We start from the raw sequence: 14493 nt of genomic DNA on the forward strand, positions 1-14493 counted from the left end.
GGCAAATTAGGATGGTAACGCGATGATAACTCTCGTTCCTAAGATTTTTCTTAGGATGGGAGTTTTTTATTTTCAAAAAAACTAAAATTAGGAGGTAAATATTTATGAGTATTTTAATTGGAGGTGCTTGGCCCTATGCAAATGGGTCATTACATTTAGGACACATAGCAGCATTATTGCCAGGAGACGTAATAGCCAGGTATTATAGGTCTAAGGGAGAAGATGTATTATATGTATCTGGAAGTGATTGTCATGGTACACCTATTTCTATTCGGGCGAAGGATGAGAAAGTGACTCCACAGGAAATTGCAGAGAGGTATCATAAAGAATTTCAATATTGCTTTAATAAATTAGATTTTTCCTATGACTATTATTCAAGAACCGATAGTGTTCATCACAAGGAAGAAGTACAAAGTATTATCAAGACACTATATGATAATGGCTTTATTTATGAAAAAGAAGTAGATCAGCTATATTGTAGTAGCTGCAATCAATTTTTACCTGATAGATTTGTTGAGGGGATTTGTCCAAAATGTAAAAGTATAGCTAGGGGAGACCAATGTGATACCTGCTCTACTATATTAGATCCGCTAGATTTATGTGATAGAAAATGTAAATTGTGTGGTGATGAGCCCAAAGTAAAGACTGGTAATCAATTATTTTTTGCTCTATCTAAATTTCAAGATGTATTAAGAGCTAATTTGGAAAACTCAAGAGATTATTGGAGATTAAATGCAATAAATAACACAGAAAGATACTTAAATGAAGGATTACATGACAGGGCAATTTCTAGAGATTTACCATGGGGAATAGACCTTCCTTTAAAGGGATATGAAGATAAAAAGCTATATGTTTGGATAGATGCAGTACTAGGTTATTTTACAGTCAGTAAAAGATGGGGCATTGAAAATAATCGGGATTGGGAACATTTTTGGAGTAAAGATTCAACCACATATTTTGTTCATGGAAAAGACAACATTCCATTTCATTCTTTAATTTTTCCTGCCCTATTAAATGGAATAGGCTATGAAATAAATCCAGATAGAATAATATCCAGTGAGTATATAACCCTTGAAGGTAAGAAAATCTCTACTAGCAATAATTGGGCAGTCTGGGTTAATGATGTCATAGAAAAATATAATGTAGATGCCTTAAGATATTTTTTAATAGCCAATGGACCAGAAAAGAGAGACACAAATTTCTCTTGGAGAGAGTTTATCAATAGCAATAATGGAGAGCTCCTTGGAGCCTATGGTAATTTGGTAAATAGAACTCTGACCTTCGTTAAAAAGTTTTTTGATAATAGGATACCAAAGGGTGAGGTAGATGATGAAATAAAAAGAACTATAGAAAACCTTTACCATGAGGTAGGTATAAAGATAGAAGGGGGAAATTTAAAATCAGCTATTGAACAAATTTTTGATTTTATAAGAAGTATTAATAAATATTTTGATGAAGAAACACCATGGATCACTGTAAACACAAACAACAATGAGTGCAGAACTACTATTTATAATTGTCTTTTTTGCATAGTAAATGTTACCAATTTACTAAATCCATTCCTACCAGCGTCATCCCAAAAAGTTAAAGGATGGTTTAGTTGTAGTGAAAGCTCATGGAAGTTAATTAACCTGGTATCAGAAATAGAAATTGGAGAGTTTAGTATCTTATTTGAAAGATTAGATAAAAAATTGATTGAGGAGGAAGTAGCTAAGTTAAACAGAGATTAGTTAAAGGCTATCTATAGAAAAATACAAACAATTATGATTTTGGTAATAGTACAGATAAATCTCCCACCATTTCTAATCCTGTATTTTTACCTTCGCCTTGAAAAATTATATTATTACTTTTATCTGATAGCTTTACATGTACTTGAGAAGTAATGCTCTCCAAAATTTCTCGATTCATTACTCCTTTTTGGGGAGCAATAAGAATACTTGATTTTGAAAAAGTCGCTGAAATTTCTAAACGGTGATGTCGGTCTTCAATAATAGCTTCTATTCCATTGGCATATTTTTTTAAACGTTTTATTTTAGCTCCTGTGTAGGTAGCAAATCTAAAAAAATTATCTCCAATTTTTAAGAAAGAGATATGACCAATAAAATGTTTTCTTAGCCATGGAATTTTTGCTATGGAAAACATAACAGAAATATTTTCTTGAGCAAAATGATTGGATTGAAGCCATATATATGCCTCAGGAAAGGATACACCCCAATCCTTCTCAATATATCCATAGCCTTTATCAAAGGAAATGTTTTCATGGTTTATAGTTAAAGCTCCCTTAATATTATGATGAATATTAACAATACCATGGTAGCATTCCATAAAGGGTAAATATGAAAAGGGACCCATGATGCCTGGATATATTATGGATTTGGGGAATGGGACTATATTATAGAAGCTTAACGTCCCTTGAATCTTAGTATTATTATTTTCTAAATCTAATTTAATTTTACTGCTATTAAAATAATTGTCTCCAATTTGCACTACGAAATTTTTATTAGAAGAGTGAAAGTCATCAATAGGAAAGGAAAAATAATCGACTTCACCTTCTATACCATCAAAAACTTGAATAAATGAATGAGAATTCTTACTGTCTGCCTCCAATGAAATACCAGGGATTACCCCTAAGACCGTATCTCTTTTATCATTTATCAGCTTAAAATACCAGCCTTCGAAATAGTTTTTTTTCTTATATCTACCCTGAAACATTTCTGGATTCCAAAGCTTTGTTAGTATATACATTTTGCATCATCCTTTAGTTTTAATATAAATAACAGCATGGTTTATTTTTACCTTAGAATGATTGATAATAAACTAAGCAATGCAATAAAATTACTAATAATTTTATACATTAATAGTACTTTATGTTAAAATTATATTAATTGTAATAGAAATTAGATTGGAGGATAAATTAATGGCTATAAAGATTTTAACTGACAGTACAAGCTATATAAATGATTCAATAAAAAAATTATTAGATATTAGAACAATATCTCTAAGGGTAGAATTTCCCGATAAGACCTTTAAAGAAACAGATTTGAATAATACCAGCTTCTATGAAATGATGGAGGAGAAAGGCATTCCTAAATCTTCGCAGCCTTCAATAGGGGAATTATATACTGAAATGGAAAATGTTATAAAACCAGGTGATGATCTTGTTTGCATTTTATTATCATCTGAAATGAGTGGTACATATGCAACAACCCATATGGCCAAAGATATGATTTTGAAAAATTATCCTAATGCCAATATTGAAATTATTGACTCAAGGTCTAATTGCATGCAGCTGGGCTTTGCAGCAATAGAGGCTGCAAAAGCAGCAAAGGATAATGAGTCATTAGAGCAGGTTATTAATGCAGCTAATGAGAATATTAAAAAGAGCAGATTTTTGTTTATACCCGACAATCTCAAATATTTAGAAAAGGGAGGTAGAATTGGAAAGGCAAATGCCATCATAGGAAACCTCTTGAAAATCATCCCAATTTTAACTGTCGAAAATGGTGTAACAACAATATTTAAGAAGGTTAGAACAAAAAAGAAGGCAGTTATAACAATAGTAGAGCAAGTTTTAGAGGACATCAAGAACTACGGACTAGGAGAAGTGGTAGTTCATCATATTAATTGCTTTGATGAAGCTGAAAACATAGTGAATGAAATAAAAAAGTTTATTGATGTGGATATAAAGATACAAGATATTGGGCCAGTTATTGGATTGCATGTTGGACCGGGTGCAATAGGCGTTGCATATTACACAAAAAAGTATATTAGATAGCTAAGATAAAGATAAATTGAATTAAAGTAATTATAATTGGACATATAGATTAATATGAATAACACTTTATTTAGGAGGGGCTATCATGAGATTACAGCAGTTGGCAGAAGAGCTACAGAAGGACTTAGAAGAGGGCAGATTAAATTATATAATTTACCAGCAGGGTAGACAATGGAAATATGAAAATTATGATAACACCAGTGATAATCTAAATGATGCTGAGAAAAGATATTTGACCATAAAAAATAGAGTGGATGATAAAGCTATAATTGTAAATGGAAAAAAGGATTTCAGTGATTATGATATAAAGTATATTCAAAAACAGATTAAGAGCTTAAGGGACAAATTATGATATAAAAATTATGGGTAGGTAAAATGATTAACTTAGAAGAAAAAAGATTAAGAAGAGAAAAGCTAACAATAGAGAAAATGATTGGAATATATTGTAGACGTAATCATCAAAGGGAGCTTTGTATAGAATGCAAAGCTTTGTTGGAGTATGCAATTAATAAATTGAGGGTATGTCCCTTTAAGGAAAGAAAACCAGTATGCGCAAGCTGTAGAATTCATTGTTATGTAGGTGAAATGAAGGATAATATTAAGGGAGTAATGAGATACTCTGGACCAAAAATGCTTTTATTGTATCCTATTGACACCCTAGCCCATATATTACATACTGGGCTTTTATGGATTTTTAGTTCTAAAAAAACTAATGATTAATAGCATTAAAGGAATAACTATCTGAAAAGGTATGGAGTATAATGGCCAGATTTCTATTGCCCAATTAAGCATTTGCGGGGCACTTTCATATATCCAAATACATAAACCAAGTAATATTATTCCTACAGGTATTACAAAGGGTCGATGATCATGACTATTGGTTAACTGTGCAATCCCGATTGTTGCTGCTAAATAGCATATGCAAATTTTTGTTCCTCCACTAATAAAAAAGAAAACCCCAATTAAAGCGTCAATGTTAAGGTCTGGTATCTGCTGTATTGTATAGTGGGGTGGGAAAAGAGTTCTTGCAATTTCATCTGCACCCAGTACTGATAAATCCCTTATAATGCCCATTAATAATATAGATCCAGCTAATAGGAATGAAAATATGTAGGTTTTCTTAACACTTCCTGAAGAATGCAAATAGGGTAGTATCATTAGTAATATAATGGTTTCACCGAAGGGAAAGGTCAATACTGAGAAACTTGCCATCAAAACCGGTTGAAGCCCTTCTGCTAAGATGGGCTTTAAATTTGATATATCAAAGTAGGGTAAAAGGATTAAAAAAATTCCAACCTGAAAAATGAATATAAAGGGAATGATTAACTCTGCTGTTCGAGCAGTTACCTCCAATCCACTCCGTACTGAATATCCAGTAACAAATACATAACAAGCCATTATAAACCATAATGGAGTCTCTGGTAGTGTGACGGTTAAGGTATATTCTCCAAAATTACGTAAAACAAGAGAGGCTAAATGAATGAAGTACCAAATATAAAGGATATTAACTATTGTACCTAACCATTTTCCCAGTAATATATGATTAATTTCCACCAATGTTTTCTGTGGGAATTTTTTGTATAGTAGATAATAGCAGCTGAACAAAAGGAATCCACCTATCCATGCAGCTAAATAGGCGATCCATGCATCCTGCATTGCATTGCTTCCAGGTACTATAATAATTGTACTTCCTAAAATAAAACCAATCATTAGTATAGATAATTGAGTGGATGATATTTGTGCTTTCTTGTACATTTAATTACCTCTCAGGTTGTTTACTATTTTCTCTATATGTATAGCTGGTGAAGGAATTGCTAAATCTTCTGCTACTATTAATACAATTAAGATGCCTATAATCATGAGAAAGCTATATACAGCTAAAGCCAGCTTGTTTTTACTATTATAAAGAATAGGTAAATCAACTAAAAAGAGTAAAAACAACGCAATTAATAAAAGCACTATTATCATATAATCTCACTCCTATTCAGGGGTTGATGGCTGTAAAATTTGTCCAGTTCTTCTTATGTTTGACTCTATATCTATATTAATTTCAGCGTTAGAAAAAACAGTATCCCAATCATCTTCTACTTCCTTCCAATACTTTGGGTGCTCCTTTGCAACAATTTCTCCGAATCCAAAAAAGTCTAAGCTATGTACTCTTTGACCTTTATATAAAGCTTTAAGAATTTCTTCTTTAATAAGCTTTTTACTTTCTTCTTCAACGTATTTAATCATTTCAGGAGTAGTTAAATCGATGGATTTTTGCTGCTCACCAAGGTTACTATCTGCCTTTATTTTAATCTGTAGTATTGGTTTATTATCAACCAAACTAACACTCATCTTACTATTAACCTTCATAAGCTCTAGAGAAATAAACTCAAGTGGGTCCTTAGGGCTTGGTATAACCAATATTCCCCCGTGCAAATCACCTGCTACCCATAAATAACCACGGGTTTCGAATTCATCTAAAAATCCTATAAGCATATCCTTATCAAAAACCCCAGTCCCTGCGATCCTTAAATCCTTAGCTACATCTGGTATTCCTTCGTGTCTAACAAATACTGTTGGGAGCAAAACTTGGTTACCTTTACTATTTAAATCTTTAAACAGTTCAATTAATGTAATTTTTTTAGTTGTTCCAGTGTGAATAGCATTATCAATAGCCTTAGTGATATGCTCTGCTGGTATTAACTCTATAACACTCCCGGTTTCTAAAATAGCCTTAGCACTAACTCCCTTTGTTAGCAGTATATGTGCCTGTCTTCTAAACTCATGATCCCGCTCAAAAAAATCGATGGTATCTAATATCCCTTTTTTTGCAAATTCCTCCCCTAAAACCACCAGTTGAATATGGCCGATATATATTTTGCGACTGGAAATGGTAGTGATTTTTCTAAATAGCTCAAAGGTTGTTCTGCCTGTAGTTGAATAGGTAACAACAGCATTGCCCTCATAGCCCTCTTGAGCCAAGCGTCTAGGTATTAAAACCTGAACAGTAAGCTCCATCAGTTCATCCTCAACAAGGTCGACACCAATGGCAACAGCAACACCCATCTCACTTATTTCCCGTAAATTCCAACAGCCTGTTAAGGTTAGAATACAGATTAATATCATTAGTAATATGGTGATTTTTTTCATATTATCCCACATTTATACTATTCCTCCGTAGGGTTGTGATCTTCAAGGGCTCTAAATTTAGTATTATCAAACAGTAAACTCCACAATGGTGGTCGTATATAGGTATCCTTTAGGCCATCTGATATTGGAGCCAATGGTGATAAGAATTCAACTCCGAAGGACTTCATATTGCACATATGTATAAAGATAACAACCAGAGCAAATATTATTCCATAGAAGCCCAGTATACTACCTGCAATTAATAAGCAAATCCTTAAAAAGAAAACAGTCCCATCTAGGGGAGGTACAATAAAGCCTGTAATGGCTGTTAAAGCAATTACAATAACCATTAACGGGCTAGCTATACCTGCTTCTACAGTTGCTTGTCCTAAAACAATAGCTCCAACTATACTTACTGCCTGCCCCACTGGTTTGGGCATTCTTAGACCTGCTTCTTTAATTAATTCAAAAATAATAACCATCATTAGTGCCTCGAAAAAAGTTGGCATAGGTATTCCCTCCCGTACAGCAGTTATAGCTATAAAGAGTCGAAAGGGAATAATCTCATGATGGAATGTTTGAACAGCAACATATAGGGCAGGAAGGGTTGTGGTGATAAATAATGCCAATAAACGAAGTATTCTTAATATAGTTGCATATAATGGCCTTGTATAATAATCTTCACTTACCTGTAGGTTTTCTATAAACACCCTTGGTACTAACAAGACAAAGGGTGTTCCATCACATAATACAGCTACCCTTCCTTCAAGTAGTTTACCCACTACAACATCTGGTTTTTCTGAGTTGCTGACGGTTGGAAAGGGAGATAATGGATGATCCTCTATGAATTGTTCAATGTAGCCAGATTCCAAAATAGCATCTATCTCAATCCTTTCTAATCGTCCCTTCAACTCATTAATTATATATTTATCTGCTATACCTTCGAAGTAGCAAATTACAATTCTTGTCTTAGAAAACCTTCCAAGCTTTGTTTCTTCGAACTTAAGCTTTGCTGATTTTACCTTTCTCCTGATTAAGGTTATATTGGTTATCAAATCCTCATTAAAGCCTTCTCTAGGGCCTCTGACTACTGATTCAGTATCTGGCTCATTCACACCTCGAGTATCCCACTTCTTAGCATCTATAATAATTGCGGTTTTTTCATCCTGTAAAAATAGAATGGTGCTTCCCCCAAGGAGCTTTTCAATTATTTTATCTAAGGAATTTTCTGTTGAACAATTTAGGGATTGAATAATTTCGTTAATTATTATATCAATTACTTTTCTATTGTTCTTTAAGTATTTCATTTTGTTTTCCTGTGCTTCTGCCATTAATGGTTTTAGAACATTTAGCTCTATTGACTTTTTATCCGTCAAGCCATTAATATAAACAAGGATGCCTTCACTACAATTTATAGCACTTAGCTTAAAGGATCTGATTACTAAATCGCCATCATTGTTCATAATAAGCTTAAGTTTTGAGATTAGTTCCTTTAATGTAGTGGGAATAGCATCACCATACTGTAAAACAGATGTGTCGGAATGTATATGCCTCTTTGGCTTGTATTTGAAATATTGAAGTAAACCCATAATTCGTCGAAGCATTATTTCACTCCTCAATTTCTAGTTATATTAATTTCCCCTAAAATTACAAGAATATTAGTTAATTGAAAAGATTTACAAATATTTTCAAAAAATGTAATTAAAATCCCTTTTAAAGTAGTGTACTATACTCAATTTAATTATATTAGCTACTCAATTTAAAACTTCGGAAGGAAAAAACACTTCAATGTCTAATACCAATAAAAGATGTCGATAATATACTAGCTTTTATGGTATTATTATAAATGGTATTTACAAAAGAAAAGAGGGGCATAGATGACTTTGAAAACTCAACATACTTATGATAATGATAGTTTATCAACATTAGAAGAAAAGGATAAGGTGAGACTTAGACCAGGTGTTATTTTTGGTAGCGATGGAGTAGAAGGATGCCGACATACTCTTGTGGAGATAGTTGCAAATGCTAGGGACGAAGCTCAGGAAGGCTATGGAGATTTAATTGAAGTTGTGCGCTACAAGGATAAATCAATAGAAGTAAGGGATAGAGGTAGAGGTATTCCTTTAGAGTATAATACAAAGGAGCAAAAATATAACTGGGAGATCGTTTTTACAATTCTTTATGGTGGAGGAAAGTATAATAATAACTCAGGAAGTAATTATCAGTACAGTATAGGTCTTAATGGATTAGGTACTGCTGCCACGCAATTTGCAGCTGAATACATGGATGTAGAAGTATACAGAGATGGCCATAAGTACCAGCTCCACTTTGAAAAGGGAGAAAATATTGGTGGTTTAAAAAAGCAGGAATTCAATTATACCCACACAGGCTCCATAATAAAGTGGAAGCCTGATTTGGATGTATTTAATGACATTAATATTCCATTAAGCTTTTTTAAAGAAACCCTTAAGAGACAGGCAATAGTAAACAAAGGTATTACATTTAAATTATATGATGAAGAAACTGAGGAAACCTTTGAGTATCTATATGAAAATGGTATTGTTGACTATGTTAAAGAGATAAATGGAGAAATTGGATTTACTGAATGCCAGTATTTTGAATTTGAAACCAAGGGTCGGGACAGAGAAGATAAAGAATTATATAAGCTAAAAATTGAAGTAGCATTTGCATTTAACAATGAGAATACGCTGCTTGAATATTATCACAATTCATCCTTTCTTGAGCATGGAGGCTCACCCGATAAGGCTGTAGATAGTGCCTTTTCATCTCAAATACATAGCTTTATTAAGGACAAGAATAAATACACTAAAAACGAAAAAAGAGTTACCTTTACCGATATTAAGGACAGCTTAATTTTAGTCACAAATACCTATTCAACTATAACAAGCTACGAAAATCAAACAAAAAAGGCAATTACTAATAAGTTTATACAGGAAGCAATGACAACCTTTTTAAAGGAAAAGCTGGAGGTATATTTTATTGAAAATAAGGCTGACCTGGAAAAAATAATAGATCAAGTATTAATTAATAAGAGGAGTAGAGAAAAGGCTGAGCTAACTCGAATAGATGTAAAGAAAAAGCTAAGTAAAGGCATTGACAACTTTTCCAATAAGGTAAAGAAGTTTGTGGACTGTAGAACTAAGGATATATCTAGAAGAGAGTTATTTATTGTAGAAGGTGATTCTGCTTTAGGTTCAACAAAAATGGGTAGAGACGCAGACTTTCAAGCTATTATTCCTGTCCGTGGAAAGATATTAAACTGTCTAAAATCTGATTATGAGAAGATATTTAAAAACGATATAATTGTAGATATATTAAAGGTATTGGGCTGTGGAGTAGAAATTAAAAATAAACACAATGATTTGAGTTTTTTCGATATAGAGAAACTTAACTGGAATAAAATTATAATATGTACAGATGCAGATGTGGATGGATTTCAGATTAGAACACTTATATTAACAATGCTATATGTATTAACACCTACACTAATCGAAAAAGGATATGTATATATTGCTGAGTCACCATTGTATGAAATTGCTGATAGTAAGGATAATGTTTATTTCGCATATTCTGATGGAGAGAAAAATAAAATTTTAAAAAAACTAAAAGCAAACTATAAAATACAAAGATCTAAGGGATTAGGAGAAAATGAGCCCGAGATGATGTGGCAAACCACTATGAATCCAGAGTCAAGAAGGTTAATTAAGGTAACCCCAGCCGAGGCTCAGGCAACAAAGGAAGCCTTTGAATTGTTCCTTGGAGACAATCTAATGGGAAGAAAAGAATTTATTTCAGAGCATGGATACAAGTACATTGAGGAATCAGATGTTATATAAGACCTCAACTAACTGAATCTGGCAAATTTTTAATAAAGAAGGAGGGGGTAATGGAAATGCAGTCTAATTTAACCCATCTAAATGTAATAGAAACCTTAGAAAAAAATTATATGCCCTATTCAATGAGCGTAATTATATCAAGGGCATTACCCGAAATTGATGGATTAAAACCATCCCATCGTAAGCTATTATTCACAATGTTTAAAATGGGATTGTTAAAGGGTACTCGTACAAAATCAGCAAATATTGTTGGTCAAACCATGAAACTAAACCCCCATGGAGATGGTGCTATTTATGAAACAATGGTGCGACTCACCAGAGGAAATGAAGCATTATTACATCCATTAATAGATAGTAAAGGAAACTTCGGTAAAAACTATTCGAAGGAAATGGCCTATGCAGCACCGAGATATACTGAAGCAAAGCTGGAGAGCATATGTGAAGAGTTTTTTAAGGACATTAATAAAAACACTGTGGATTTTGCGCCTAATTATGATAATACAATGCAAGAGCCTAAGCTTTTACCTACAACATTTCCTAATATACTAGTTAATCCTAATATGGGTATCGCGGTAGGAATGGCAAGCTCAATATGTAGCTTTAATTTAAAGGAAGTATGTCAAGCAACCATTGAATTTCTTAAGAATTCAGAAGTAGATGTAACACAATACCTGAAAGCTCCAGATTTTTCTTCCGGTGGACAGCTTATTTTAAATAAGGCAGAGCTCAGTTCAATATATAAAACTGGGAAGGGTAGCTTTTATTTAAGGGGAAAATATAGATATGATAAAAAAATCAACTGTATAGAAATCTATGAGGTTCCTTATACAACCACTACAGAAGCTATTATTGAAAAAATAATTGAGCTTGTTAAGGCTGGTAAAATAAAAGATATTAGTGATATACGAGATGAAACCGATAAAGATGGTTTAAAGATAACGATAGATTTAAAAAGAAATGTTGATCCAGAGCAGCTGATGAATAGATTATATAAGCTGACAACCCTTCAAGATGCATTTAGCTGTAATTTTAATATATTAATTAATGGGTATCCAAGGGTTTTGGGTGTAAAAGAGATTATCAAGGAGTGGACAAGCTTTAGAATAGATTGCATTAAAAGGCAGCTTGCATATGATATTAATCAAAAAAACCAGAGGCTCCACCTATTAAAGGGTCTCGAGAAAATTCTATTAGATATTGATAAAGCTGTTCAAATTGTTAAGGAAACAAAAAATGATAAAGAGGTTGTACCAAATTTAATGAAGGGCTTTGAGATAGATGAGGTTCAAGCTGAATTTATAGCTGATATTAAACTTAGGAATTTTAATCAAGAGTATATACTTAACAAAACTAAGGATATTAAGGCGTTGGAAAAGGAGATAAAAGGCTTAGAGGCTACTTTAAAAAGTGAAGACAAAATTAATAATGTGATTATTAAAGAGCTTGAGGAAGTAGCTGAAAAATATGGTAATCCTAGAAAAACAGAAGTTATTGAAGAACAACAAATTGAAGTAATTACTGAAGAACTATTAATTGAAGATTATAATGTTAAGCTGTTTTTAACTAATGAAAACTATCTAAAGAAAATATCCATAGCATCCTTAAGAAGTAGTAGTAATGGACACAAGCTTAAGGATAATGATTTTATATGTCAAGAGATTGAGGGGACTAATAAGTCTGATATACTACTTTTTTCCAACAAGCATGTAGTATATAAAATAAAGTGCTATGAATTAGAAGATAAAAAGACAAGTAGTTTAGGGGATTATTTAAATAATTTACTTTCATTAGCAGATGATGAAAAAATAATTTATATGACCGCTACTGATAACTATAGTGGACATATGTTATTTATATATAGAAATGGTAAATGTGCTAAAATAACTATGGAAAGCTATCAAACAAAAACAAATAGGAAGCAATTGGCAAATGCATATTCTGATGAAGCTGAATTGGTACACATTGAGCATATTAAAGAAGATAAGGAACTAGTAGCAATTAGTAGTATTAATAAAGTATTGATATTCAAAACCAGTCAAGTTAGTGTAAAAACTACAAGAAGCTCTATTGGAGTTCAAGTGTTGAAGGCTAAAAAGGGCAGTGCATTGGCATCAATTAAAGAGCTGGAGGAAGTATTTTTTGCAGACTTTGATTATTATAGAGGCAATATACCTGCAATAGGTACATTTTTAAAAAAGGACGATTATTTAGAAAAACCATTAGAAAATCTAAGCTTTATTTAACTAAAAATATGAAGCCAGCTATTTTATAGCTGGCTTCATACTGTTGAAAATCCTCCACCTTCTTTGTTGCTGCAAAAACCCAGCACCCTTACGTATTACGTATACGTTGCAGTCGCTGAGTTTTCTTGCGCCATGAATGTGAAGAATTTTGAACAGTCTGGATATTGTTGAAAAAATTAAACTTGTCTATGAACATAATTACCGTTAACTAATATAATGTACTGGAAGTAAAGATTAAAATCAGTATAGGAGACGTGATTAGATGTTTACAGACCCCAATATAGAAGTAAGTGTTATTATACCTTCATTTAATAGATATCCATTAAACTTAATAACCCTCTATTCATTTGAAAATCAAACCTTTGATTTTAAAAAAATGGAGGTTATCTTCATTGACGATGCATCAGTAGACGACACATATAAAATTATATCAAAATATAAACCCCCATATCATTTTTCATATGTAAAATGCACAAAAAATTTTGGTAGGGGGAAAGCAAGGAATATTGGTATTAATTTAGCTAGAGGAAAGATAATTATTTTTCTAGACGCAGAGATGATAGTTGAAGAAGATTTCGTAATGAATCATTATTTAAAGCATAAAGAAAAAAACAATCTAGTATTAACTGGAGCCCTTCATTTAAAGAGTGTCTACACTTGTATTTTCCCTGAATTTGATATGAAACAATTTTCTTTAATGAAGATATTATTTAAAAACGATAAAGAGTTATATATTAGATTAAATAATTTCATTAAGAATCTTGAAATAAGTCAAGAGAAGGAAAATAAAAATTTTGTACTGTTTAATAGAAAAGAAATATTGCAGCGCAAATATAAAATATTAATAACTGAAGACTCATACTTTACTAAGGAATTACTAGAGCTTTATGGAAAGGACTTCAACTTTCCATGGATGGCATTTTTGACTGGTAATGTTTCTATAAAAAAGGATCTTATTTTAAAGTTGGGTGGGTTTGATATAGATTTTGAAGGATATGGCTATGAGGACTGGGAGCTTGGATATAGATTATATTTAAATGGAGCAGAATTTGTTGCAGATGAAAGTGTTGCTGGTTATCATCAAGAACATCCAATTCCAGAAAATAAATGGAATAATGCAGTTAACAACTATTATCTGTTTACAGAAAAGCATCCTAGTATAGATGTATTGATACTAAGCCTAGAATTAGCAAGAATAGTTGATTTAAAGACAATGAATAGTATTCTAGGGGAATATAAACATCTAAAGAATAAATATTCCAATGAATTTACAAGCTTTCAGGAGAGCTTTTCAAAAATATTAAAAACAACAGCTATATTATTGAAGTATGATATACGCCATAAATTCCTAATTGAAGCTTCAGGGATAAGTAAGCAAGAAAAAGAGAAGCTATTATCTGATATTAAAGCAATGAAAAGGATGGGCGAATTTAAACAGTTAGTTAAATTATTCGAGGAAAAGCTAGTATAAGTATTGTTAAACTAAATAAAGGGAGAGATT

The 14493-nt window shown here is 32.2% G+C and carries 12 protein-coding genes and 1 other annotated feature (1 of these 13 running past the window's edge); of the genes, 7 read left to right on the forward strand and 5 right to left on the reverse strand.

Translation table 11 applies throughout. The annotated features are described in order from the left end of the window. Nucleotides 1–43, forward strand: a binding site (T-box leader) (it extends 213 nt beyond the left edge of the window). 61 nt (nt 44–104) lie between these two features. Next, complete coding sequence (metG, locus tag BLP68_RS06105; protein ID WP_091541260.1) at nt 105–1730, forward strand: methionine--tRNA ligase; 1626 nt, start codon at nt 105–107, stop codon at nt 1728–1730. A gap of 31 nt (nt 1731–1761) precedes the next feature. Here metG and BLP68_RS06110 read toward each other — a convergent pair whose 3' ends face one another. Beyond that, nucleotides 1762–2745 (reverse strand): tocopherol cyclase family protein, encoded by a 984-nt coding sequence (locus tag BLP68_RS06110; RefSeq protein WP_091541262.1) that lies wholly within the window; start codon nt 2743–2745, stop codon nt 1762–1764. A 172-nt stretch (nt 2746–2917) separates the two neighbouring features. Between BLP68_RS06110 and BLP68_RS06115 the strand changes: the two genes are divergently transcribed. The 3 genes from BLP68_RS06115 (at nt 2918) to BLP68_RS06125 (ending at nt 4495) form a co-directional block, all read left to right on the forward strand. Then, complete coding sequence (locus BLP68_RS06115) at nt 2918–3775, forward strand: DegV family protein (protein WP_091541264.1); 858 nt, start codon at nt 2918–2920, stop codon at nt 3773–3775. Between the two features lie 85 nt (nt 3776–3860). Beyond that, nucleotides 3861–4127, forward strand: a complete 267-nt coding sequence (locus tag BLP68_RS06120; protein WP_091541266.1) for a hypothetical protein — start codon at nt 3861–3863, stop codon at nt 4125–4127. Nucleotides 4128–4150: 23 nt separating this feature from the next. Beyond that, a complete protein-coding gene (locus tag BLP68_RS06125; RefSeq protein ID WP_091541267.1) occupies nt 4151–4495 on the forward strand; it encodes a nitrous oxide-stimulated promoter family protein in 345 nt (114 codons plus the stop codon). Here BLP68_RS06125 and BLP68_RS06130 read toward each other — a convergent pair. Genes BLP68_RS06130 through BLP68_RS06145 form a run of 4 tightly spaced genes read right to left on the reverse strand, consistent with a single transcriptional unit; the run spans nt 4460 to nt 8496 of the window. After that, nucleotides 4460–5530, reverse strand: coding sequence for a GerAB/ArcD/ProY family transporter (locus BLP68_RS06130; protein WP_091541270.1), 1071 nt, complete (start codon nt 5528–5530; stop codon nt 4460–4462). The genes BLP68_RS06125 and BLP68_RS06130 overlap by 36 nt on opposite strands. Continuing rightward, nucleotides 5531–5743 carry a hypothetical protein gene (locus tag BLP68_RS06135; protein WP_091541271.1) on the reverse strand — a complete coding sequence of 71 codons (213 nt, stop codon included), beginning with the start codon at nt 5741–5743 and terminating at the stop codon, nt 5531–5533. A 12-nt stretch (nt 5744–5755) separates the two neighbouring features. Then, nucleotides 5756–6925, reverse strand: coding sequence for a Ger(x)C family spore germination protein (locus BLP68_RS06140; protein ID WP_091541274.1), 1170 nt, complete (start codon nt 6923–6925; stop codon nt 5756–5758). 5 nt (nt 6926–6930) lie between these two features. Further along, the gene (locus BLP68_RS06145) at nt 6931–8496 is read right to left on the reverse strand and encodes a spore germination protein (protein ID WP_091541276.1); all 1566 of its coding nucleotides are present in this window, start codon (nt 8494–8496) and stop codon (nt 6931–6933) included. 273 nt (nt 8497–8769) lie between these two features. Between BLP68_RS06145 and BLP68_RS06150 the strand changes: the two genes are divergently transcribed. The 3 genes from BLP68_RS06150 (at nt 8770) to BLP68_RS06160 (ending at nt 14463) form a co-directional block, all read left to right on the forward strand. After that, the gene (locus BLP68_RS06150; RefSeq protein WP_091541279.1) at nt 8770–10749 is read left to right on the forward strand and encodes a toprim domain-containing protein; all 1980 of its coding nucleotides are present in this window, start codon (nt 8770–8772) and stop codon (nt 10747–10749) included. A gap of 56 nt (nt 10750–10805) precedes the next feature. Next, nucleotides 10806–12992 carry a DNA gyrase/topoisomerase IV subunit A gene (locus BLP68_RS06155; RefSeq protein ID WP_091541460.1) on the forward strand — a complete coding sequence of 729 codons (2187 nt, stop codon included), beginning with the start codon at nt 10806–10808 and terminating at the stop codon, nt 12990–12992. Nucleotides 12993–13254: 262 nt separating this feature from the next. Further along, on the forward strand, nt 13255–14463 hold the full coding sequence (locus BLP68_RS06160; protein WP_091541281.1) for a glycosyltransferase family 2 protein: 1209 nt from the start codon (nt 13255–13257) through the stop codon (nt 14461–14463). Nucleotides 14464–14493 lie beyond the last annotated feature (30 nt).

It is taken from the genome of Alkaliphilus peptidifermentans DSM 18978 (assembly GCF_900101495.1).
GTDB classification, from domain to species: Bacteria; Bacillota; Clostridia; order Peptostreptococcales; family Natronincolaceae; genus Alkaliphilus_C; species Alkaliphilus_C peptidifermentans.

Bases quoted from the DNA above. Each gene is read 5' to 3' on its own strand.
- BLP68_RS06125 (WP_091541267.1), top strand. From the start codon at position 4,151: ATGATTAACTTAGAAGAAAAAAGATTAAGAAGAGAAAAGCTAACAATA.
- BLP68_RS06120 (WP_091541266.1), top strand. From the start codon at position 3,861: ATGAGATTACAGCAGTTGGCAGAAGAGCTACAGAAGGACTTAGAAGAG.
- BLP68_RS06140 (WP_091541274.1), bottom strand. From the start codon at position 6,925: ATGTGGGATAATATGAAAAAAATCACCATATTACTAATGATATTAATC.
- BLP68_RS06110 (WP_091541262.1), bottom strand. From the start codon at position 2,745: ATGTATATACTAACAAAGCTTTGGAATCCAGAAATGTTTCAGGGTAGA.
- BLP68_RS06155 (WP_091541460.1), top strand. From the start codon at position 10,806: ATGCAGTCTAATTTAACCCATCTAAATGTAATAGAAACCTTAGAAAAA.
- BLP68_RS06150 (WP_091541279.1), top strand. From the start codon at position 8,770: ATGACTTTGAAAACTCAACATACTTATGATAATGATAGTTTATCAACA.
- BLP68_RS06115 (WP_091541264.1), top strand. From the start codon at position 2,918: ATGGCTATAAAGATTTTAACTGACAGTACAAGCTATATAAATGATTCA.
- BLP68_RS06130 (WP_091541270.1), bottom strand. From the start codon at position 5,530: ATGTACAAGAAAGCACAAATATCATCCACTCAATTATCTATACTAATG.
- BLP68_RS06145 (WP_091541276.1), bottom strand. From the start codon at position 8,496: ATGCTTCGACGAATTATGGGTTTACTTCAATATTTCAAATACAAGCCA.
- BLP68_RS06135 (WP_091541271.1), bottom strand. From the start codon at position 5,743: ATGATAATAGTGCTTTTATTAATTGCGTTGTTTTTACTCTTTTTAGTT.
- BLP68_RS06160 (WP_091541281.1), top strand. From the start codon at position 13,255: ATGTTTACAGACCCCAATATAGAAGTAAGTGTTATTATACCTTCATTT.
- metG (WP_091541260.1), top strand. From the start codon at position 105: ATGAGTATTTTAATTGGAGGTGCTTGGCCCTATGCAAATGGGTCATTA.